We start from the raw sequence: 20,336 nt of genomic DNA, 5'->3' as shown, positions 1-20,336 counted from the left end.
AGCTCTTAGGGGTTACTCTTTTTCTGTTTTTTTATTAGAAATGTTATTGGAAGGTGAATCAGGCATTTATCTTTTATACAGGTGGTATTGGAAATGAAGAACGGGGTTAGTACACTCCCCTGGCAAAGTCTTTATGTTAGAAAATGGAAAAAGACGCATAAAGGGATGAAATCGACGCAATAACAGTCAAAAAAGACGCATAAAATGAAAAATCGACGCAATAACAGTCCAAATAGACGCAATAAAATATAAAATCGACGCAATTAACATACAGCTTCAAGCTTAACCCTCCTCTATATCTATGAAAATATTGATATCTGCCTCCCTAAAATAGTCTCCGTTAATATAAAGAAGAATTTTTAGATAGATAGGAACATTTATTAGTGCTTATTACATATAAAACTTCAATTTGAGAGACACATTATCCTCGAAATCCTTCTCGGTGGCCAGCAAATGCAATGTTACTCCAGATCATCCTGAATTATTTGTATAAAAATCCTATTTTCCATCAACTATTCATTTTAATATTTCTATAAGATATCCGACGTCCGACAATCTGACAATCAACACCCAACACCTCTACCCACTGCATCTCAAACCACCACAAACCACCACCTTCACATGCTCAAAATTGCTATCCACCAACTCTCTAAAGTATTATTTAAATAAGAGTGTATACAAGGAGAGAAGAACATGACCACAATTTATGATTTCACCGTAAAAAGAGCGAATGGATCTGTAACTTCACTGGAGGAGTACCAGGGGAAAGTGATGCTTATCGTAAACACAGCCAGTAAGTGTGGCTTTACACCTCAATTTGAGGAACTGCAGGGCCTGTATGAAGACTACAAGGATGAAGGACTTGTTGTCCTCGGATTTCCATGTGATCAGTTCATGAAACAGGAATTTGATGATCAGGATGAGATCATGGAGTTTTGTCAGGTGAACTACGGGGTATCTTTTCCGATGTTTGCGAAGGTCGATGTGAAAGGGAAGGAAGCACATCCTCTGTTTACGTTTTTAACGAAAGAGAAGAAGGGTGTCCTTCTTTCGAACATTAAGTGGAATTTCACTAAATTTTTAATCGGGAAAAATGGTGAAGTGTATGATCGGTATTCTCCTCAAACGAATCCACGCAAAATCGAAGATGACATTAAAAAATTACTTCAAGCACAATAGAGAAAGAGGAGAGGGAGCGCTTCATCCTTCCTCTTCCGGCTACATTTTATCCTTGAGTAATTTTAATAAAAGGTATGGTGCTTTTTCTGTTGTGACATTGATGAACGTGTTGATGATAGGATAGTCTTCATTGGTTCGGTTTTTTAATAGTTCCACCCACCATTCTGTTTCGTATCGGGCAATCATGCTTAAGTTGTATAATATGGCATAGTGGATAAGAACCTCAGGTATAGTAGTGGCTTCATTCCGAATTCCGGGAAAGGCTAATTTGTTTTTATGGAAATGCCATCTGATGGGAAGATGCTCTTGGGCATGTGGTGCTTGTAACGCATTGTCCGAGTTCCATGTGAATTCCTCTGGCACTTTTTCATTCAGATACTGTTTAAGTAAGCTTTCTGACATATGAAAGTGAGATAGTAAGGACTCATCAATGATCAGCTCATGTTGTGGATTGAACCAGAACATGGTTTTCTTTTTGAGCAATACATGAAATACTTCTTCAAGCTCGGGTATTTGTACGAGTAAATCTTCCATCTTGTATTTTTCCCCTACGATATGTTTCACGTGAAACACCAGGTTGGAAAAGTGTGAAAACAGACCATTTTTCTGCACCTTTACTTCATCCTGTAAAAAACGGTACTGCTGCTTTTTTCTTTTCCTTGAGGTAATCCCATGGGCCAGGACCGTGGTTGTTTCGGGATATAAGGGATCTTCTGTTAAAACAATCGCTTTAATAAAATGGATATATCCGTAGAAAAGCAAAATAGGCTGGAGTGATATAGGAGATTGCATGGCTTGTCTGTAATAAAGTTCTCCTTGCTCCAAGTAGTACATGAATGGATAACAGTTATCATAGCTTTTTGATTCGGCTTGAGAAGACCCCATTTGTTCATAGCACTTTTTTAGAAACTTCTGGGAGTATTCCGCTGACTGAAAATAGTGAATGAAGTCCCAGTGTTGACGTAATTCGTTCAAGTAATCACCTTCTAATTATTCTGAAAAATTAAATTAATCCTAATCATCTTGACAGTATTTTAACCAATTGATAACCTACTAATAATATTTTGGGACTAGGGAGGCCGAAAACATGTGGGATTCTAAATTTGCTAAAGAAGGTTTAACGTTTGATGATGTCTTATTATTACCAGCTAAATCAGAGGTATTACCAAAGGATGTAAATATCTCTGTTGAGTTAACAGATTCAATTAAATTGAATGTTCCTGTGATCAGTGCAGGAATGGATACTGTAACAGAAGCTGAAATGGCGATAGCAATGGCTCGACAAGGTGGACTCGGTATCATCCACAAAAATATGAGTATTGAACAGCAGGCTGAGCAGGTTGATAAAGTAAAACGTTCCGAAAGTGGAGTTATCTCAGATCCATTCTTTTTAACTCCGGATCATCAAGTCTTTTCTGCAGAACACTTGATGGGCAAATATAGAATTTCCGGTGTTCCGATTGTGAACAACGAACAAGAGCAAAAGCTGGTAGGGATTTTAACAAATCGTGACCTTCGTTTCATCCAGGATTATTCAATCCAGATTTCGGATGTCATGACGAAGGAGAATCTTGTCACAGCTCCTGTTGGCACTACCCTAGAAGAAGCGGAAAAAATTCTTCAGCAGTACAAAATCGAAAAGCTTCCTCTAATTGATCAAGAAGGGACACTTAAGGGATTAATTACGATTAAGGATATCGAAAAAGTAATTGAATTCCCTAACTCTGCCAAAGATGATCAAGGACGCTTATTAGTTGGAGCCGCTGTCGGTATTTCGAAAGATACGCTGACTCGTGTTGAACATTTAGTGAAAGCACATGTGGATGTCATTGTAATCGATACGGCTCACGGTCATTCAGCAGGAGTTCTTTCTATTGTTCGTGAAATCCGCGAAGCTTATCCAACGTTAAACATCGTAGCAGGTAATGTGGCAACGGCTGAAGCGACACGTGAATTAATTGAAGCGGGTGCTGATGTTGTCAAGGTTGGGATTGGACCTGGTTCGATCTGTACAACCCGGGTTGTTGCCGGTGTGGGTGTTCCACAAATTACCGCTGTATATGATTGCGCTACTGAAGCAAGAAAGCATGGAAAAAGCATCATTGCCGATGGAGGCATCAAGTATTCAGGTGATATCGTAAAGGCTTTAGCAGCTGGTGGACATGCTGTTATGCTGGGAAGCTTACTGGCAGGAACATCTGAAAGCCCTGGAGAAACGGAAATCTTCCAGGGACGCCGCTTTAAAGTATATAGAGGAATGGGATCCGTCAGCTCCATGGAAAAAGGTTCAAAAGACCGCTACTTCCAGGAAGAAAATAAAAAGTTTGTTCCAGAGGGCATCGAAGGCCGGATTCCTTACAAAGGTCCATTAGCCGATACATTGTATCAGCTAATTGGAGGCTTACGTTCAGGCATGGGATACTGTGGAACGAAGGACCTATTCGCGTTAAGAGAGCAGGCACAGTTTATTAAAATGACGGGTGCCGGACTTCGCGAAAGTCATCCTCATGATGTTCAAATTACGAAAGAAGCACCAAATTATTCATTATAAGAAAATAATTCCAAATGCTGATCAGATACTCCTGATCAGCATTTTTTCATTTGGGTGAAAATGATATTCACCGCTATGTTTCAGAGGTCGCAAGTCCCTTGACCCATGCCAAAACTAGTCATATTCTCTGTCTATTCTTACCTTTCGAACTATGATAAAATAACGAAGGTGTACATAAAATCTTGGAGGGCTAATAGTGAAAAGAAGTTGGATTCAAAAATCTTTTGTTTGTATGATGGTTTTTATGATGGCAATGGGTATTGTGGGGAGACCTGCAGATGCACAAGGAGACTTGGACGTTAACGCAAAAGCTGCGATTCTAGTAGAAGCAAGCACGGGTAAAATTCTTTATGAAAAGAACTCGGATAATGCTCAGGGCATTGCAAGTATGACGAAAATGATGACAGAGTACTTGTTATTGGAGGCTGTGGCAGAAGGTAAGGTGAAATGGGACCAGAAGTATACGGTACCTGCGAACCTTTCTCAAATGTCTCACAATACTGGTCTCAGTAATGTTAGCCTTGAAGTAGAAAGTACTTATACCATTAAAGAGTTGTATGAAGCAATGGCGATTTATTCAGCTAATGCAGCGACGATAGCGATTACTGAAACGATTGCCGGCTCAGAAGCGAACTTTGTTAAAATGATGAATGCAAAGGCTAAAGAACTTGGTCTGGAAGAATATAAATTTGTAAATTCTACCGGTTTAAACAATAAAGACTTGGCACCTTACGTAGATAAGGTAGTAGGTGGTCCGGAAGAAGAAAATGTGATGTCTGCAAAGGATGTTGCAACACTTGCGTATCGCTTGTTGCATGATTATCCGGAGGTTCTTGAGACATCCAGTATTGCGAAGAAGGTATTTGCGGAAGGAACGGATGACCCCACTCAAATGGATAACTGGAACTGGATGTTACCAGGGCTGATCCGTGAATACGAAGGAATGGACGGCCTGAAAACAGGTACGACCGATTTTGCGGGTGCCAACTTCACAGGAACAGCAGAACGGGACGGAATGAGATTCATTACGGTTGTAATGGACGTAGAAGTTCCAGCTGGTGAAAACTCCTACGATGCCCGCTTTAGTGAAACAAGAAAAATGATGGATTATGCATTTAACAATTATACAATAGAGGAAGTACTCCCTGCTGACTATCAAGTAAAAGGTCAAAAGACACTTCCAGTTGAAAAAGGAAAAGAAAAAGAAGTTCAAATCAAAACCGATACCGCACTAAGCATGGTGATTAAGAACGGCGAAGAAGATCAATACAAACCGAAATTCGTATTGGATAAGAAAAAGCTGAACGATGACAATGAACTGACAGCTCCTGTTAAAAAAGGAGAAAAAGTTGGATATGTTACGTTAGAGTCAAAAGATAAAAAAGATTTAGGCTACCTTACAGATAAAGGTACCAATGCTTCTAAATCATCTGTTGTTGCTGTAGATGGTGTTGAAAAAGCAAACTGGTTTGTCCTTTCAATGAGAGCTGTAGGTGGTTTCTTCGGGGACATCTGGAACTCGGTTACATCAACGGTTAAAGGCTGGTTCTAATAAGCTCTAGTTAAAAGCATTAAATCAGCACCAAGACTTTTAGGTTGGGACAAGTCTTGGTGTTTTTTTATAGGTAGGGTGAAAAAGAGGGATCATACTAAGAGCCTTGAGAAATTCCTATGAAATACATGGCGGGCCTGACCAAGCCGCTTCCGCTTTTCGTCTTGTCCAGCTGCGGGGGCTTGGGGCTCGAGGTCATAAGCCAAGTCACCCAAAAAGGCAAAAAGCGCCTTTCCGGGTGACTCGTCTTATGCTTGTCGCCTCAGGGCGAGCCCCTTCTGCTTTTCGTGATGTCCAGCTCCAGCGGCTAGGCCCTCGAGGTCATAAGCTAAATCGCCCAAAAAGGCAAAGAGCGCCTTTCCGGTCGATTCATCTTATGCTTGTCGGGCCTGACCAAGCCGCTTCCGCTTTTCGTCTTGACATAAGTCTTTTTTTATTGTTTATTTAGCAGTAGGGTTACATAATCATTCCGATTGTTTTAGTTGCGTTTTCTTCCTTTTTTGGATGGAAATGGGACAGGCATGGGATAAATATAAGGGGGATATAGATATGATGAAGACTGGTACAGATCGTGTTAAAAGAGGTATGGCTGAAATGCAAAAAGGCGGCGTTATCATGGACGTTGTGAATGCAGAGCAGGCTAAAATTGCTGAAGCTGCGGGTGCAGTTGCAGTAATGGCTTTAGAGCGAGTTCCAGCAGACATCCGTGCTGCAGGTGGAGTAGCCAGAATGGCAGATCCTCGTATTATTGAAGAAGTTATGGGCGCTGTGTCGATTCCTGTAATGGCAAAGGCTCGTATTGGTCATATTGTAGAGGCAAGAGTACTTGAATCAATGGGTGTTGATTATCTTGATGAGAGTGAAGTATTAACGCCAGCTGATGAAGAGTACCACTTAAATAAAAGAGATTTCACTGTGCCATTCGTATGTGGATGCCGTGATTTAGGTGAGGCGGCCCGCCGTATTGGTGAAGGTGCATCTATGCTGCGTACAAAGGGTGAGCCTGGAACAGGTAACATCGTTGAAGCGGTTCGTCATATGCGTAAGGTAAATGCTCAAGTACGCAAGCTTGTGAGCATGAATGAAGATGAAATCATGACAGAAGCGAAGTTACTGGGAGCTCCATACGAATTATTGTTAGAAATTAAAGAAAACGGACGTTTACCTGTTGTAAACTTTGCTGCAGGCGGAATTGCCACACCAGCTGATGCTGCTCTTATGATGGAATTAGGGGCTGACGGGGTATTCGTAGGTTCTGGTATCTTCAAATCAGAAAACCCTGAGAAATTTGCAAGAGCAATTGTAGAAGCGACTACTCATTATCAAGATTACAAGTTAATCGCAGAGCTATCAAAAGAGCTTGGTGTAGCAATGAAGGGAGTAGAAATTTCTTCTATTTTACCTGAAAACCGTATGCAAGATCGTGGATGGTAAGGTGTGATTGTATGTTGAACATCGGTGTATTAGGACTTCAAGGTGCCGTAAGAGAGCATGTTCGTTCAATCGAAGCCTCCGGTGCCAAGGCAATTGTCATTAAGCGTGTGGAGCAGTTGGAAGAGATTCAAGGACTCATCATGCCGGGTGGGGAAAGTACCACTATGAGAAGACTGATTGATCGATATGGCTTTATGGAGCCGTTAAGACAATTTGCGGCGGATGGGAAACCGATCTTTGGAACATGTGCAGGATTGATTCTATTAGCCAAGCACATTGTCGGATACGAACAACCTCATCTGGGTGTGATGGACGTAACAGTGGAACGTAATTCCTTTGGCCGGCAAAAAGAGAGCTTTGAAGCGGATCTTTCAATTGCCCATGTGGGAGAAGGATTCAATGCCGTCTTTATACGTGCCCCCCATATCGTGGAAGCAGGGGAAGATGTTGAAATCCTGGCGAAGCATAACGAACGGATTGTACTTGCACGCCACGGACAATTCCTCGGCTGTTCTTTCCATCCAGAGTTAACGGATGATCATCGTTTAACTTCCTTCTTCGTTGAGATGGTGAAGGAAAGCATGGAAAAAACTATCGCATAATTTTATTGCAAAATGGAAAACATTGTAGTAGATTATGAAATAACTAATAAAAAATTAAATCGTTGATAGGAAATAGTAGTAAAGAAGGCTTGCTTAAGAGAGTCGGTGGCTGGTGAGAATCGACGCAAGAGCTTTACGAATCCATCCTTGAGTGAAGTACTGAATGAAGTAGGTATTTTCGGTGATTCCGTTACCATCTCTTAAGAGGAAGATGCTTTGCGTCTTCAATTAGGGTGGCAACGCGGAAACCTCCGTCCCTTTTACCAGGGATGGGGGTTTTTTATTTTTTTATAAAAAAGGAGAGAAACCAAATGCTAGACATTAAGTATTTACGTAATAATCTGGAAGATGTGAAAGCCCGCCTGCAGCACCGCGGTGAGAACCTGGAGGATTTTGATAAATTCGAAGAGCTTGATAAGAGAAGAAGAGAGCTGCTTGTGGAAAGTGAAGATCTTAAGAGCAAGCGTAATGAAGTATCCCAACAAATTGCCGTTCTGAAGAAAGAGAAGAAAGATGCTCAGGATATGATCGTTGAAATGCGTGAAGTCGGGGCCATGGTCAAAAAGCTGGATGATGAATTAAGAGGCATCGAAGAAGAATTAGAGAGAATCCTTCTTTCTATCCCGAATATTCCTCATGAAACTGTACCGGTAGGTGAAACTGAAGATGATAATATTGAAGCACGTACATGGGGAGAAATCCGGGAATTTGATTTCGAAGCACAGCCCCACTGGGACGTTGCTACAAGGCTTGGGTTGCTTGATTTTGAACGTGCAGCAAAAGTGACGGGAAGCCGTTTCGTTTTCTACAAAGGCCTCGGTGCAAGACTTGAAAGAGCTCTCATTAATTTCATGATGGATTTGCACATGGATGAGCATGGGTATACGGAAATGATTCCTCCGTTCCTGGTGAATCGGGCGAGTATGACAGGGACAGGTCAACTTCCTAAGTTTGAAGAAGATGCATTCAGAATCGAGAGTGAGGACTATTTCTTAGTTCCTACTGCAGAAGTACCTGTTACGAATTATCATCGTGATGAAATTTTGAAGGCGGACGAATTGCCGGTAAGTTATGTAGCGTATAGCGCCAACTTCCGCTCTGAGGCTGGATCTGCAGGACGCGATACAAGAGGCTTGATCCGTCAGCATCAGTTCAACAAAGTCGAGCTTGTTCGCTTTGTGAAGCCGGAAGATTCTTATGATGAGTTAGAAAAGTTAACTGGTCATGCTGAAAAAGTCCTTCAGCTACTGGGCCTTCCATACCGAGTATTGTCTATGTGTACAGCGGACTTAGGTTTCACGGCTGCCAAGAAATACGACATTGAAGTCTGGATTCCTAGCTACGGGACGTACCGCGAGATTTCTTCTTGCAGTAACTTTGAAAGCTTCCAGGCGAGACGTGCAAACATCCGTTTCAGAAGAGAGCTAAACGCGAAGCCTGAACATGTCCATACGTTAAATGGATCTGGTTTAGCGATAGGACGAACGGTTGCCGCGATTTTGGAAAACTACCAGCAGGAAGATGGATCTGTCATCGTTCCAGAAGCCCTTCGTCCATATATGGGTGGAGTGGAAGTCATTAAATAAAGGAATTTTATCCAGCCAAAAGAAGTCTCACCTTTATCGGTGAGACTTCTATAATTTTTTTTAGAAATATGCTTGACTCCATTTGTACACCATGGTATTATAATTCTTGTCGATACGGAGGAATACCCAAGTCCGGCTGAAGGGATCGGTCTTGAAAACCGACAGGGGTGTAACAGCCCGCGGGGGTTCGAATCCCCCTTCCTCCTCCATTGATTTTTTTATAACCATAGCGCATAAACATTGGAGATAGAATTCGTTACATATTATATGTAACGAATTTTTTTATTTTATGGATATGCTGATCGACCCAGTCCAATTTACTTAAGGTTTTTGATGTCTTCTCTTAAATGGTCGTTTGCTGTATGTTCGAGTATCCCTATCTTAGTGATATGCAGGCGTGCTTCTTCATCTCCTAGCAAATAAATCTTCGAATAGATATCCCTCATCGATTGATCATATTGATCGTCTTCCGGTGAATTGTGATATTGACGGAACGGGACCTGCGCCCGTCTCATAGTCGACATGTCATCATCATAGTTATCATTGAACAACATTTTCAGTTCGTTTACTTCTGTCGGGGTGGCAAATATGCGATAGCTTGGACTGGCGTTTTGATTTGGATCCTGCAAGATGTCCCCACTGCTGATATCTACAAAATACGTTTGTTTCGATTCCATCATTCCTTCATCTCCTTCATCGATTGTTTATTACTACATATACCTCTTTCCTAATGGAAATAAACGGATGGAGGTCTTCATCAACTTTTAAATAAAAAGGCTCTTTTCGTAAAGATTGTTGCTTTTAACATAAGGGTCTGCTTGAGCTCTGCCAATCGGCGTGTGCTGGATGGTGAGGGGAACTGCTCCGCTTTCCGCGGACGTTCGGCCGAGCCTCCTCAGCTTCGCTTCCGGGGTCTCGGCACGCCCGTACTTCCGCAGGAGTCTACGCAGTTCCCCTCACCATCTTTAAAAGATTTTTTGTAACAGAGCTTCAACATGCGTAATAAAATCATGTAACTAGAAAAAATAATTCTTCTTTTATAAAAGGGAAACCAATCTCTAATCTTAAGTAAGGTTGTTTGCTGAAATTCTTGTTTTTATTGATTTCCCTTAAGGATACATGCTCAGAAAGTTGATTGGAGCGGAAGGATGATCGACTCCTGCGGGAATAGCTGGACAGGTGAGACCCCGGAGGCGCAGCCGAGGAGGCTCACCGCCAGCCCCGCGGAAAGCGAGCATCCTGGAGCGGAAATCAACTACTACTTTCTTCATTAAGATAACCACAAACTTTGCGAAAAGAGCCAATAAAAAAGACTACTCCCGCCGCGTTGGGCAGAGTAGTCTTATCTGTCTTCTTAACTTTTTAACATTCTCGTCTGTTCAATGAAATACCCGATTCGTTCAACGATTGGTTCGATGGAGTTTTGATCGTTCACGAGATCGTATTCACTGATGTCCAGTCTGAGTACCGGACATGCGTTAAAGGAATTGATCCAGTTTTCGTAACGTTCATGCATTTCTTCCCAGTAGGCAACAGGTGTTTGTTGTTCCATCGGGCGGCCGCGTTCACGGATGCGATCAACGACATTATCAATGGACCCTTCAAGGTAGATCAGAAGATCAGGGTGAGGGAAGTATGGTGTCATGACCATGGCATCGAAAAGGCTCGTATAGGTTTCATAATCGATTTCGCTCATGTTCCCTTTTTCGTAATGCATGCGGGCAAAGATGCCAGTATCTTCATAGATGGAACGATCCTGTATGAAACCGCCGCCGTATTCAAAGATTTTCTTTTGTTCTTTGAAGCGTTCTGCCAGGAAATAGACTTGAAGGTGGAAGCTCCAGCTTTTAAAGTCCTGATAGAATTTATCGAGGTACGGATTGGTATCAACTTTTTCAAACGACGTACGGAATCCCAATGCATTGGCCAAGCCGTTTGTCATGGTGGATTTCCCGACGCCGACTGTACCGGCAATGGTGATTACGGCATTATTCGGGATCCCGTATTTAGTGCGAAGATTCATGATAGTGAACTCCTTTTTTTAGTGTAGTCTCTAATTGAGTAAGAATGTGTTCCAGGTCCTCTTTATTTTGAACGAAGTCTATGTGGTCGCCATTGTAGCGGAGAACAGGGATATCCGGGTGAGTTTGTTCGAATGTATTCATGTATTCTTCATAATCCAATGATAGCTGCTTCAGATATAGAGGGCTGATTTTCTTTTCGAAGTCCCGTCCTCTTTTTTCAATGCGTTTTAAAAGGGTATCAAGGCTTGCGTTCAAGTAGATCACGACATTTGGTCTTGGCATATCCGATGTTAGGATCTCATATATATTGAGATATTTTTTGAACTGCTGTTCATCCTTCAATGTACGCTTAGCAAAGATGATGTTTTTAAGAATATGATAATCTGCTACGACAGATTTGTTTTGAGATAGGTAGTGTTTTTCAATATCCTCTAGCTGTTTATAACGATTGCATAAGAAAAACATCTCTGTTTGAAAGCTCCACTCTTCAATGTCATCATAGAATTTATCCAAGAACGGGTTTTCATCCACGATTTCTTTCAGTAAGTGAAAATGGAAGTGCTCTGAAATCGCTTTTGCAAGAGAGGTTTTTCCTATTCCAATCGGGCCTTCTACGGTAATGAAAGGAATGCGCCCCATTAATTGTCCTCCTCATATTACGGCAATCTTTTCTCGTATAATAATGTAAAATAAAAAATTACGACAGGAATTATTGTAACACAATCGATGGATGGTTTGTTCAGGTTATTTCCAAGGATTTAGAAAACAGGATACGTTCACTATATCGACTTCAACCGGCCAACTTTTAAGGGGAACGCATACAAAAAGCTGATGGACAGGTGTTTATAGATTTACCTATCCATTAGCTTCTATTTATCATCTTTTTACGACATTGAAATTGTCGGATATTAACAACCAGTTTTGAGGAAAGGAGAGTCCCAGCTTCCAATAGCTCATTCCCCTCAATTTCAACTCTTTCATAAGATCAAACTTCGCCTGGATGCTCCGGGCATCTTCAAACCATACTTCATGATCTTTTCCAGTGCCTGCATCCCGGTATTTAAAGAAAGGGGCCTGTGCTTTCTGATCATACTGAATCGGGACGTTATTGTCGGCGGCAATCTTGATTGCCTGTTGTGGACTGATGGCTTTCGCTGTACTTCCTTGTACAAATGGGAGGGTCCAGTCATATCCATATAAATTTTGCCCCATGAGAATCTTGGATGGAGGCATTTCTGAAATGGCGTATTCAAGCACTTCACGAACAGGTCCGATGGGGGAAACGGCCATGGCAGGACCACCGCTATATCCCCACTCATAGGTCATGATCACGACGAAGTCCACGATTTCACCATGAGCTTTATAATCATGTGCTTCATACCACTTTCCTTTTTGATCGGCACTGGTCTTGGGAGCAAGGGCAGTTGAAAGTAACCATCCTTCTTGATTAAAACGCTGCTTTGCTTTACGTAGGAATTGGTTGTAGGCTTCTTTGTCCTGGGGACGTAAATACTCGAAGTCGAAGTGAATGTCCCTGAATCCATATTTCTTGGCGGTCTGTACGACATTATCGAGGAATTTATTCTGGATTGCCTGGTCGGTTAGCAGGATTCGCCCAAGTTCATCACTAAACGTTCCTTCTTCTTGATTGGTGATGGCCATCATTAACACATTATTATTATCTTTCCCTGTTTGAAGCAAATTTCCTAGGGGTGGCTCCTGCAGTGTTCCATCCCGTTTAGCTTGGAAGCTGAATGGAGCCAGATAGGTAAGATAAGGAGCTGCTTCTTTCGCGCTTTCTTCCAAATTTGGGGCAACTTCTTTTCCGTAAGGCTCGACATACCCATTAAATTCAGCCCTTCCTTTAGGCTTCTGTGGGATGTATAAACGAAATCCTACCTGCAAAGGCTGATTGGGAGAAATTCCGTTCACCCTTGCCAGTTCCTGATATGGGACCCCTGTCTTCTGGCTTATCGCCCAAAGGCTATCACCTGGTTGAACAAAATAGAAACTTCCTATAATGGGGATAACCAGTGATTGGCCAATTACTAAGTTATCAGGGTTTGGCAGTTCATTGGCATCTACTATATCCTTAACTGTTGATCCATACGCTTGAGCGATACCAAATAATGATTGGTTTGACTGGACAACATGAATTTGCATACACAGACCCTCCTATATTTCATTCACTATAATCAACTTATGAAATAGAAGGGATGGATATGTTTGTGGAGTGAATTTTATAAGATCTCATCGGTTGATTCTACCCTTGCTTTTAATACATTTTTCATCATCGTTAATGCATAGTGATTATCTTCGTCACTGACCGACGCAATAGCATCAGAGGGTATGATGAGGTTAAACTCTCTCATATAGGCATCGTTTGCTGTAAAGAGTACACAGATGTTTCCAGCAATACCCGTGATGATAAGATTTTTTACGGACAGATGATGCAACAGTGTATTTAAAGCAGTACCATAAAAAGCGGAATGTTTTGGTTTAATGAGAAAAAAATCTTTATCCATCGGTTGGAGAGGAGTCATGATGCTATCGCTCACTTCATTATGGCATTTCTTATAGATCTCCTTGTAATCTGCTTTCCAAAGCTCATAATGGTCGTTAATATAAATGACAGGATGCTGATGTTTGGTACAATAGTGACGCAGGGAGTTGATCGGTTCAACTATATTGCGGGTATGGTTCGCCAGTGTGTTACCGTGTTCGAAGTCGAATGGATTCATAATGTCTATAACAAGAAGAGCGGTATCGTTTGGTATCATGTTGAAAGCCCCTTTCTCTTATAGTTTGGAGTGATTGGGGATATTTTATAAAGAATAGAGAAATAAATTTATGGGAGTACATAATGGGTATAAGAGAAGAACAATTTATGATGGAAGCATTAAAGGAAGCAGAAAAAGCAGCGGTGATTCAAGAGGTTCCGATTGGAGCTGTCATTGTAATGGGTGATGATATCATTGCCCGGGCTCATAACCTGAGAGAAACGAGTCAAAATGCCATCACTCATGCAGAGACTTTAGCCATTCAAGAGGCATGTGAGAAGCTTGGCACATGGCGTCTTGAGGGCGCAGAGCTTTATGTCACACTTGAACCATGTCCTATGTGCAGTGGAGCCATCATCCTTTCCAGAATAGAGAAAGTCATTTATGGGGCAAAAGATCCAAAGGCGGGCTGTGCGGGAACGTTAATGAATCTACTCGAGGATGACCGATTTAATCATCAGTGTGAAGTAGTACCTGGAGTGTTATCGGAAGAATGTGGTGGAATCCTTTCCCGTTTTTTTAAGAACCTGCGAGAGCGTAAGAAGCTGGAGAAGAAGAATAGGACATCTGGACTGTAAATAACTTACAGTATTCCACCGTTGCTTTTTACCGTAAATCCTAGTATACTTAATCTTGCGTCGCACTAATGACGCAACTAAATATGGTATCAATTTTGCCGTGCTAGGTGGGGAGGTAGCGGTGCCCTGTACTCGCAATCCGCTCCAGCGAGACCGAATTCCTTTCCGAGGCTAGCACTCTGTAGGGCTGCCTCAAGTAAGTGGTGTTGACGCCTGGGTCCTGCGCAATGGGAATCCATGAACCATGTCAGGTCCGGAAGGAAGCAGCATTAAGTGGAAGCTCCCATGTGCCGCAGGGTTGCCTGGGCCGAGCTAACTGCTTGAGTAACGCCTATGGATGCTTGTCGACGAAAGGTGCACGGCAGTTTAATTTATATACAACAACTCATCCATTTCCGGGTGAGTTTTTTGTTTGTGTAAAGGTTTAAATTGATCTCCGGTTTTCTTTGTAAAAGGGATTTACATTACGTTATAATAGAGACACTATAGTACATAAAAAGAGGGGGGAGTATTTTGGCATATCAAGCTTTATATCGTGTGTGGCGTCCTCAGTCATTTATTGATGTGGTGGGACAGCAGCATGTAACGAAAACGTTGCAAAATGCCCTCCTTCATCAGAAGATTTCCCATGCCTATTTATTCTCGGGACCAAGAGGGACAGGGAAGACGAGTGCAGCGAAGATCCTGGCAAAAGCCGTTAACTGCGAACGTTCTCCTGTGGCGGAACCTTGCAATGAGTGCGATGCATGTAAAGGGATCACGGACGGTTCGATCCCTGATGTCATTGAAATCGATGCCGCCTCCAATAACGGGGTGGAGGAGATCCGGGACATCCGGGATAAAGTCAAATATTCTCCAAACGTAGTCGAGTATAAAGTCTATATCATAGATGAAGTTCATATGCTGTCGATCGGAGCATTTAATGCCCTGTTGAAAACGTTAGAGGAACCGCCTAAGCACGTCATTTTTATCCTGGCGACTACAGAGCCACATAAGATTCCCCTTACGATCATTTCCCGCTGTCAGCGTTTTGACTTCAAACGGATTACAGCCAGGGATATTGTAGGACGTATGAGTCATATTGCCACAGAGTCAGGTGTGAACTATGAAGAAAATGCCCTGACGATTATTGCAAGGGCAGCTGAGGGCGGGATGCGGGATGCCTTAAGTCTTCTCGATCAAGCCATCTCCTTCAGTCAGGACCGGGTAACCGTAGACGATGCCTTGACTGTAACAGGGGCTGTTTCTCAAGGGTATTTAAATACGCTGGCGAAAGCGATTTTGGAAAGAGATGTCACCAGTGGATTAAGTGCGCTGGAAGAATTGTTGTTCCAAGGAAAGGACCCCGCCAGGTTCGCAGAGGACTTTATTCTTTATTTCCGGGATATGCTGTTATATCAAACGGCTCCAAATCTCGAAGAATCACTGGAACGGGTCATGCTCGATGATGATTTTAAAGAATTATCAGGACAAACCCAGCCTCAGCAGATTTATCAATACATCGATGTCTTGAATCAGGCCGGTCAGGAAATGAAGTTCACCAATCATGCCCGTATCTACTTAGAAGTGTCCATTGTTAAGCTCTGTCAAATGGAAGCACCGGCAGCGGCTTCTTCACCGGAAGTGAACGACATGATGAAGAAGATTAAACTTCTTGAAAAAGAGGTTGAGCAACTGAAGGCAAATGGAGTCAAGGTTCAAGCAGAGCCGGCAGCGCAGCCTGCGAAAAAGCCAATCAGGGCAAAGAAGGGCTTCCGGGCACCTACCGGGAAGATTCAGGAAGTACTCCGAACGGCGACGAAAGAGGATCTTAATCTCATAAAGAGCCGCTGGGGTGATATGGTTGAAACATTGAACCAGCGCCAAATGCGTTCACAGTCTGCATTATTAAATGATGCTGAACCTGTAGCAGCAACAAACGGCTCATTTGTGTTAAAATTTAAATACGATATTCATTGTCAAATGGCAATGGAGAATCAAGCGTTCACCTCAGCGATTGCTTCCATACTGGAAGAGCTTACGGGAAACAGCTATGCAGCGATTGGAATTCCCGAAGATCAGTGGATGTCCATAAGGGAAGACTTTATCCGGAACTCGAAAACAGAAGATGGAGAACCATCAGGCGGGGATCAAGGTGAAGACTCACTCTTGAAGGAAGCTGAAAAGCTTGTCGGTATGGATTTAATAGAATTAAACGATTAATGTAAAAAAATTAACTGGAGGTAATAATATGATGCGTGGAAATGGTAATATGCAAAATATGATGAAGCAGATGCAGAAGATGCAAAAGAAAATGGCGGAAGCTCAAGAAGAATTAGGGGAAAAGCAAATCGAAGGAACAGCTGGCGGCGGAATGGTGACTGTTATCGTTTCCGGTCACAAACAAGTAATTGATGTAAAGATCAACGAAGAAGCTGTTGATCCGGATGATGTAGAAATGCTACAAGATCTAGTCCTTGCAGCGACAAACGATGCACTGAAGAAAGCGGACGAATTAACGAACTCAACTATGGGTCAATTCACTAAAGGAATGAACCTACCGGGAATGTTCTAGGAGGCAATACGATGCACTATCCTGAGCCTATATCGAAGCTGATCGACAGCTTTATGAAATTGCCGGGAATCGGGCCGAAAACTGCGGCCCGACTGGCTTTTTTTGTTCTTAGTATGAAAGAAGATACTGTACTTGATTTTGCCAAGGCATTGGTCAATGCCAAGCGTAATCTAAGCTACTGTTCCGTTTGCGGTCACATCACCGATCAAGATCCATGCTATATCTGTGAGGATCAAAGACGGGATCGCAGCATCATCTGTGTGGTACAAGATCCCAAGGATGTCATTGCGATGGAGAAGATGAAAGAATATAACGGACAATACCATGTACTCCACGGTGCCATCTCCCCCATGGACGGGATCGGACCCGAGGACATCAATGTTCCGGATCTGATAAAGCGTCTTCACGGTGACGAGGTCCAGGAAGTCATCCTCGCTACCAACCCCAACATAGAAGGTGAAGCGACAGCAATGTACATCTCACGCCTGGTTAAACCATCGGGTATCCGAATTACAAGGATTGCCCATGGACTTCCTGTCGGTGGAGATCTTGAGTACGCAGATGAAGTAACGTTATCGAAAGCCCTTGAGGGAAGAAGAGACGTTTAACGAAGGAGAGGATACCTATGTTTTTCCGGAAAAAAGGAAAGCTGAAAAAAGAGTATGACCAATCCTTACTTCACGTTTTAGACGAAACCAAGGATCATTGGAATCAGCAACGTTCCATCGATGAGATGAGTGTGGATTATAATCTGAACATCCACTGTCACTCGAAAATAGCAGAAGCTAAATATTTTTTTCTCTTTAGAGAAGCAAAACATAGAAAGATCGTCATAAAAAGGTAGACAACCCTCATATCCTTTCAATAAGAGACTATTTATGTTCTTTGTTGAGAGGAGAGAAGGGTATGAGCCCAGTTATCGTCATTGCGGTGATCAGCGGACTGATTGTACTTCTATTGGCCACCGGCACACCCATCAAACCACTTCGGTTTGTCGGACAAGTTGCCATGAAGGTCATGATCGGAGCACTCTTTTTATTTTTCCTGAACGCCTTTGGCAGTCAGTACGGAATCCACGTTCCTATTAATTTGGCAACCTCATCTATTTCAGGGATTTTAGGTATTCCCGGAGTAGTGGGACTAACCGTCATTCAGATGTGGATCTTATAAGGATCAATAGAATAGTAAGAAGGAAAGGCAGTCGAAGTATCAGGTGGAATTTTTCTTACCTGGATTTTGGCTGTTTTTTTACATAGAAGACAGAAGAGGTGGGAGAACAATGAAAATCGTCATTGCACCTGATTCCTTTAAAGGTTCCATGACAAGTAAAGCAGCGGCTGAAGCGATCCGGAGAGGGATTCACCGTATCAATCCTTCATACAAGACTGTCTTGATCCCCATGGCGGATGGTGGTGAAGGAACGGTTGATGCCATGATGACCATCATGAATGGGGAAACACGAACGGTTCAAGCGAGAGATCCCCTGGGACGTCAAATCTCAGCAGCTTTTGGGTGGGTACCTGAAACAAAGACAGCCGTCATTGAAACGGCAGCTGCTTCCGGGCTTACTTTGTTAAACGAAAGTGAGCTGAACCCGGGCGTGACCTCTACATTCGGAACCGGTGAGCTTGTAAAATCCGTTTTAGATCTTGGAGTGGAGCACATTATCCTTGGGTTAGGAGGGAGTGCAACCATAGATGGAGGGACAGGATTCCTTCAAGCGTTAGGAATCCGTTTCTTCAATAAGAAAGGTCAAGAACTTGAAGCTGGAGGAAGCATGCTGGGGGAACTTGACTCGATTGATTCTACCAATCTCGACCAAAGGCTGAAGGCTGTTAAGTGGACAGTCGCTTCAGACGTAACAAACCCTTTATTAGGAAATGAAGGGGCTGTGACCGTGTTCGGCCCACAGAAAGGTGTCATAGAAGAGAAGCTTGCAGATTTTGAACGAGGCATGGAACACTTTGCTGAAAAGGTAGTTGAACATACGGGAGTGGATTGTCGCCTTGATCAGGGAAGTGGAGCTGCCGGTGGTCTGGGCTATTCCCTTCTCTCCTTTTTTCAGCCAGTTATTAAAAGCGGCTTAAGCATAATCGCAACAGAGAGCAGTCTGGAGTATCACTTGAAAGATGCGGCACTTGTTTTGACCGGGGAAGGGAAGATCGATGCACAGTCCCTTTATGGAAAGGTACCTGTAGGCATCGGGAGATTAGCTTCAAAGTATGGGGTTCCGGTAGCGGTGTTTGCAGGGAAAATAGAAGGGGACTTGAAGCAGATTTATGCTGAAGGTATACAGTTACTTCTTCCGGTCGTTAGTCAACCTATGTCTTTATCGGAGGCCATGACAAACGGAAGCGTTTTGTTGGAAGAAGCTGCTTCAAGGTTGATGAGGACATATGAATTATTTACCGGGATGAGAAACAAACCAGTTTAATTTTGTATTTGTAGTGCCCTTCCTTCTCGGATGAGGGAAGAGCACTTGCTGATTTTCCACTATTCACCTAAAAACGTTTTTGGCATCACAACAGCTACTACTTCTCCACGGGCACACAGTTTTCCCTCTGCAAATACTTCTGTTTGCACCCTGAACTTCTTAGGGTGGACTTCATGAACTGTACCAACTGCTTTTAAAGGAACATGATGAGGGGTCGGTTTCATAAAATCCACTTGTAAGGAAGCAGTAACAAAACGTGGAGGCTCTTGACCATCACCAATTTCTCCTCCATTCTTTCTATGAAGATGAATCGCAGCTGAGCCAGTGCCATGGCAATCGATTAAGGAAGCAATCAATCCGCCATACACGAAACCTGGCAAAGCAGTGTGTTCCGGTTTAGGCTTGTATAGTGTGACCGTGTGCCCATCTTCCATTCCGGTACGAAAATGATGCCCTTCCTTATTGAGTCGGCCGCAGCCATAACACCACGCAAAATCATCTGGGTAATCATCCTGGATGGCACGCATGACTTCGTTCATTTACTATTCTCCCTTCAAAACAAACTCTTTCTCTAGTACTCTTCTATAACCATTCTGAAATCCCTTTATTAGATCGTTATGTGATTTCTATTTTTTTACCCTAATAAAGGGTAGATTCGGAGATGATGGCATACTTAGGGAGAAAAGGCCATGAACTCGTTTGGAATCTGGTCTTGGTAGATGGAATTTATCCTAATAGAGCGTTTAAGTATATAGAATTGGCCGATTAAAATATAAGACGGCAGCATCTGCTCATTAGAAGAGGGCAGGTGCTGTTTTGTTTCTTATATTATATAAGGCAGACCCACTTATCCTATAAACTAGAACATCCCCTGAAATAAATATATAAAAGGTGAAAAATAGTATTGACTCTCAATAGAAGAAGATGCTATTATATTCCTTGTCGCCAAAACGACGCAAAAAACAAATTTCAAAAAAAGCTTGACGCTTTATGACGAAAAATGTTATATTTAAGAGGTGCTCAAGAGAGCCCAATGTTATATTGAACCTTGAAAACTGAACA

21 protein-coding genes, 1 tRNA gene, 1 other RNA gene and 1 other annotated feature are annotated in these 20,336 nt (G+C 42.6%); of the genes, 15 read left to right on the top strand and 8 right to left on the bottom strand.

Annotated features, from left to right (window positions below; all coding sequences use genetic code 11):
* Positions 1-693 precede the first annotated feature (693 nt).
* Positions 694-1,179: a glutathione peroxidase gene (locus tag TV75_RS20790; RefSeq protein ID WP_044340692.1), complete on the top strand. Its 486-nt coding sequence runs from the start codon at positions 694-696 to the stop codon at positions 1,177-1,179.
* Positions 1,180-1,218: 39 nt separating this feature from the next.
* On the opposite strand, the gene TV75_RS20785 is transcribed toward TV75_RS20790, so the two are convergent.
* Positions 1,219-2,154 carry a YaaC family protein gene (locus TV75_RS20785; protein WP_044340691.1) on the bottom strand — a complete coding sequence of 312 codons (936 nt, stop codon included), beginning with the start codon at positions 2,152-2,154 and terminating at the stop codon, positions 1,219-1,221.
* 112 nt (positions 2,155-2,266) lie between these two features.
* Between TV75_RS20785 and guaB the strand changes: the two genes are divergently transcribed.
* From guaB to TV75_RS20750, 6 genes are all read left to right on the top strand, one after another.
* A complete protein-coding gene (guaB, locus tag TV75_RS20780; RefSeq protein ID WP_044340690.1) occupies positions 2,267-3,730 on the top strand; it encodes an IMP dehydrogenase in 1,464 nt (487 codons plus the stop codon).
* A 196-nt stretch (positions 3,731-3,926) separates the two neighbouring features.
* Positions 3,927-5,282 carry a D-alanyl-D-alanine carboxypeptidase family protein gene (locus TV75_RS20775; protein ID WP_044340689.1) on the top strand — a complete coding sequence of 452 codons (1,356 nt, stop codon included), beginning with the start codon at positions 3,927-3,929 and terminating at the stop codon, positions 5,280-5,282.
* A gap of 549 nt (positions 5,283-5,831) precedes the next feature.
* Positions 5,832-6,716, top strand: coding sequence for a pyridoxal 5'-phosphate synthase lyase subunit PdxS (pdxS, locus tag TV75_RS20765; RefSeq protein WP_172655814.1), 885 nt, complete (start codon positions 5,832-5,834; stop codon positions 6,714-6,716).
* Positions 6,717-6,727: 11 nt separating this feature from the next.
* Positions 6,728-7,318, top strand: a complete 591-nt coding sequence (gene pdxT, locus TV75_RS20760; protein WP_044340687.1) for a pyridoxal 5'-phosphate synthase glutaminase subunit PdxT — start codon at positions 6,728-6,730, stop codon at positions 7,316-7,318.
* Positions 7,319-7,371: 53 nt separating this feature from the next.
* Positions 7,372-7,580 (top strand) — a binding site (T-box leader).
* 49 nt (positions 7,581-7,629) lie between these two features.
* The gene (gene serS / locus TV75_RS20755; RefSeq protein ID WP_044340686.1) at positions 7,630-8,904 is read left to right on the top strand and encodes a serine--tRNA ligase; all 1,275 of its coding nucleotides are present in this window, start codon (positions 7,630-7,632) and stop codon (positions 8,902-8,904) included.
* A 116-nt stretch (positions 8,905-9,020) separates the two neighbouring features.
* Positions 9,021-9,113 (top strand) — tRNA-Ser (locus TV75_RS20750).
* Positions 9,114-9,221: 108 nt separating this feature from the next.
* Here TV75_RS20750 and TV75_RS20745 read toward each other — a convergent pair.
* The 6 genes from TV75_RS20745 to TV75_RS20725 all read right to left on the bottom strand — a co-directional run bounded on the left by TV75_RS20745 (position 9,222) and on the right by TV75_RS20725 (position 13,708).
* The gene (locus tag TV75_RS20745) at positions 9,222-9,584 is read right to left on the bottom strand and encodes a hypothetical protein (protein WP_044340685.1); all 363 of its coding nucleotides are present in this window, start codon (positions 9,582-9,584) and stop codon (positions 9,222-9,224) included.
* Positions 9,585-10,013: 429 nt separating this feature from the next.
* Entirely contained in the window at positions 10,014-10,175 is a 162-nt protein-coding gene (locus tag TV75_RS22020) for a hypothetical protein (RefSeq protein WP_156142559.1), read from the bottom strand.
* Between the two features lie 83 nt (positions 10,176-10,258).
* Positions 10,259-10,927 carry a deoxynucleoside kinase gene (locus TV75_RS20740; protein ID WP_044340684.1) on the bottom strand — a complete coding sequence of 223 codons (669 nt, stop codon included), beginning with the start codon at positions 10,925-10,927 and terminating at the stop codon, positions 10,259-10,261.
* Entirely contained in the window at positions 10,911-11,567 is a 657-nt protein-coding gene (locus tag TV75_RS20735) for a deoxynucleoside kinase (protein WP_044340683.1), read from the bottom strand. Before TV75_RS20735 ends, TV75_RS20740 begins: the two co-directional genes overlap by 17 nt.
* 237 nt (positions 11,568-11,804) lie before the next feature.
* Positions 11,805-13,091 carry a glycosyl hydrolase family 18 protein gene (locus tag TV75_RS20730; protein WP_044340682.1) on the bottom strand — a complete coding sequence of 429 codons (1,287 nt, stop codon included), beginning with the start codon at positions 13,089-13,091 and terminating at the stop codon, positions 11,805-11,807.
* A gap of 77 nt (positions 13,092-13,168) precedes the next feature.
* Positions 13,169-13,708, bottom strand: a complete 540-nt coding sequence (locus tag TV75_RS20725) for an isochorismatase family cysteine hydrolase (RefSeq protein WP_044340681.1) — start codon at positions 13,706-13,708, stop codon at positions 13,169-13,171.
* Positions 13,709-13,791: 83 nt separating this feature from the next.
* Here TV75_RS20725 and tadA point away from each other — a divergent pair, with 83 nt between their 5' ends.
* The 8 genes from tadA (at position 13,792) to TV75_RS20690 (ending at position 19,274) form a co-directional block, all read left to right on the top strand.
* On the top strand, positions 13,792-14,286 hold the full coding sequence (gene tadA / locus TV75_RS20720) for a tRNA adenosine(34) deaminase TadA (RefSeq protein WP_044340680.1): 495 nt from the start codon (positions 13,792-13,794) through the stop codon (positions 14,284-14,286).
* A 98-nt stretch (positions 14,287-14,384) separates the two neighbouring features.
* Positions 14,385-14,648: signal recognition particle sRNA large type (ffs, locus tag TV75_RS21665), an RNA gene on the top strand.
* A gap of 151 nt (positions 14,649-14,799) precedes the next feature.
* Positions 14,800-16,488: a DNA polymerase III subunit gamma/tau gene (dnaX, locus tag TV75_RS20715; protein ID WP_044340679.1), complete on the top strand. Its 1,689-nt coding sequence runs from the start codon at positions 14,800-14,802 to the stop codon at positions 16,486-16,488.
* A 28-nt stretch (positions 16,489-16,516) separates the two neighbouring features.
* Entirely contained in the window at positions 16,517-16,840 is a 324-nt protein-coding gene (locus TV75_RS20710) for a YbaB/EbfC family nucleoid-associated protein (protein WP_172655813.1), read from the top strand.
* An 11-nt stretch (positions 16,841-16,851) separates the two neighbouring features.
* Positions 16,852-17,448, top strand: coding sequence for a recombination mediator RecR (gene recR / locus TV75_RS20705; protein ID WP_044340678.1), 597 nt, complete (start codon positions 16,852-16,854; stop codon positions 17,446-17,448).
* A gap of 17 nt (positions 17,449-17,465) precedes the next feature.
* Positions 17,466-17,684 carry a YaaL family protein gene (locus TV75_RS20700; RefSeq protein ID WP_044340677.1) on the top strand — a complete coding sequence of 73 codons (219 nt, stop codon included), beginning with the start codon at positions 17,466-17,468 and terminating at the stop codon, positions 17,682-17,684.
* A gap of 62 nt (positions 17,685-17,746) precedes the next feature.
* Complete coding sequence (locus TV75_RS20695; protein ID WP_044340676.1) at positions 17,747-18,010, top strand: pro-sigmaK processing inhibitor BofA family protein; 264 nt, start codon at positions 17,747-17,749, stop codon at positions 18,008-18,010.
* 109 nt (positions 18,011-18,119) lie between these two features.
* Entirely contained in the window at positions 18,120-19,274 is a 1,155-nt protein-coding gene (locus tag TV75_RS20690) for a glycerate kinase (protein WP_044340675.1), read from the top strand.
* Between the two features lie 59 nt (positions 19,275-19,333).
* Here the strand turns inward: TV75_RS20690 and TV75_RS20685 are convergent, their stop codons facing one another.
* Positions 19,334-19,813 carry a PaaI family thioesterase gene (locus tag TV75_RS20685; protein ID WP_044340674.1) on the bottom strand — a complete coding sequence of 160 codons (480 nt, stop codon included), beginning with the start codon at positions 19,811-19,813 and terminating at the stop codon, positions 19,334-19,336.
* Positions 19,814-20,336: the final 523 nt, after the last annotated feature.

Origin of the sequence: Rossellomorea aquimaris, from assembly GCF_000935355.1 — a bacterium.
GTDB classification, from domain to species: domain Bacteria; phylum Bacillota; class Bacilli; order Bacillales; family Bacillaceae_B; genus Rossellomorea; species Rossellomorea aquimaris_B.
Note: the sequence above shows the minus strand (reverse complement) of the source record. Positions and strands in the feature narration are given on the sequence as shown.

What these genes read in the sequence shown, in the direction of transcription:
- TV75_RS20740 (WP_044340684.1), bottom strand. Translation starts at nt 10,927, where the DNA reads ATGAATCTTCGCACTAAATACGGGATCCCGAATAATGCCGTAATCACC.
- pdxS (WP_172655814.1), top strand. Translation starts at nt 5,832, where the DNA reads ATGATGAAGACTGGTACAGATCGTGTTAAAAGAGGTATGGCTGAAATG.
- tadA (WP_044340680.1), top strand. Translation starts at nt 13,792, where the DNA reads ATGGGTATAAGAGAAGAACAATTTATGATGGAAGCATTAAAGGAAGCA.
- TV75_RS22020 (WP_156142559.1), bottom strand. Translation starts at nt 10,175, where the DNA reads ATGAAGAAAGTAGTAGTTGATTTCCGCTCCAGGATGCTCGCTTTCCGC.
- TV75_RS20710 (WP_172655813.1), top strand. Translation starts at nt 16,517, where the DNA reads ATGATGCGTGGAAATGGTAATATGCAAAATATGATGAAGCAGATGCAG.
- TV75_RS20700 (WP_044340677.1), top strand. Translation starts at nt 17,466, where the DNA reads ATGTTTTTCCGGAAAAAAGGAAAGCTGAAAAAAGAGTATGACCAATCC.
- TV75_RS20735 (WP_044340683.1), bottom strand. Translation starts at nt 11,567, where the DNA reads ATGGGGCGCATTCCTTTCATTACCGTAGAAGGCCCGATTGGAATAGGA.
- pdxT (WP_044340687.1), top strand. Translation starts at nt 6,728, where the DNA reads ATGTTGAACATCGGTGTATTAGGACTTCAAGGTGCCGTAAGAGAGCAT.
- recR (WP_044340678.1), top strand. Translation starts at nt 16,852, where the DNA reads ATGCACTATCCTGAGCCTATATCGAAGCTGATCGACAGCTTTATGAAA.
- TV75_RS20695 (WP_044340676.1), top strand. Translation starts at nt 17,747, where the DNA reads ATGAGCCCAGTTATCGTCATTGCGGTGATCAGCGGACTGATTGTACTT.
- TV75_RS20725 (WP_044340681.1), bottom strand. Translation starts at nt 13,708, where the DNA reads ATGATACCAAACGATACCGCTCTTCTTGTTATAGACATTATGAATCCA.
- serS (WP_044340686.1), top strand. Translation starts at nt 7,630, where the DNA reads ATGCTAGACATTAAGTATTTACGTAATAATCTGGAAGATGTGAAAGCC.
- TV75_RS20745 (WP_044340685.1), bottom strand. Translation starts at nt 9,584, where the DNA reads ATGATGGAATCGAAACAAACGTATTTTGTAGATATCAGCAGTGGGGAC.
- guaB (WP_044340690.1), top strand. Translation starts at nt 2,267, where the DNA reads ATGTGGGATTCTAAATTTGCTAAAGAAGGTTTAACGTTTGATGATGTC.
- TV75_RS20730 (WP_044340682.1), bottom strand. Translation starts at nt 13,091, where the DNA reads ATGCAAATTCATGTTGTCCAGTCAAACCAATCATTATTTGGTATCGCT.
- TV75_RS20790 (WP_044340692.1), top strand. Translation starts at nt 694, where the DNA reads ATGACCACAATTTATGATTTCACCGTAAAAAGAGCGAATGGATCTGTA.
- TV75_RS20685 (WP_044340674.1), bottom strand. Translation starts at nt 19,813, where the DNA reads ATGAACGAAGTCATGCGTGCCATCCAGGATGATTACCCAGATGATTTT.
- TV75_RS20690 (WP_044340675.1), top strand. Translation starts at nt 18,120, where the DNA reads ATGAAAATCGTCATTGCACCTGATTCCTTTAAAGGTTCCATGACAAGT.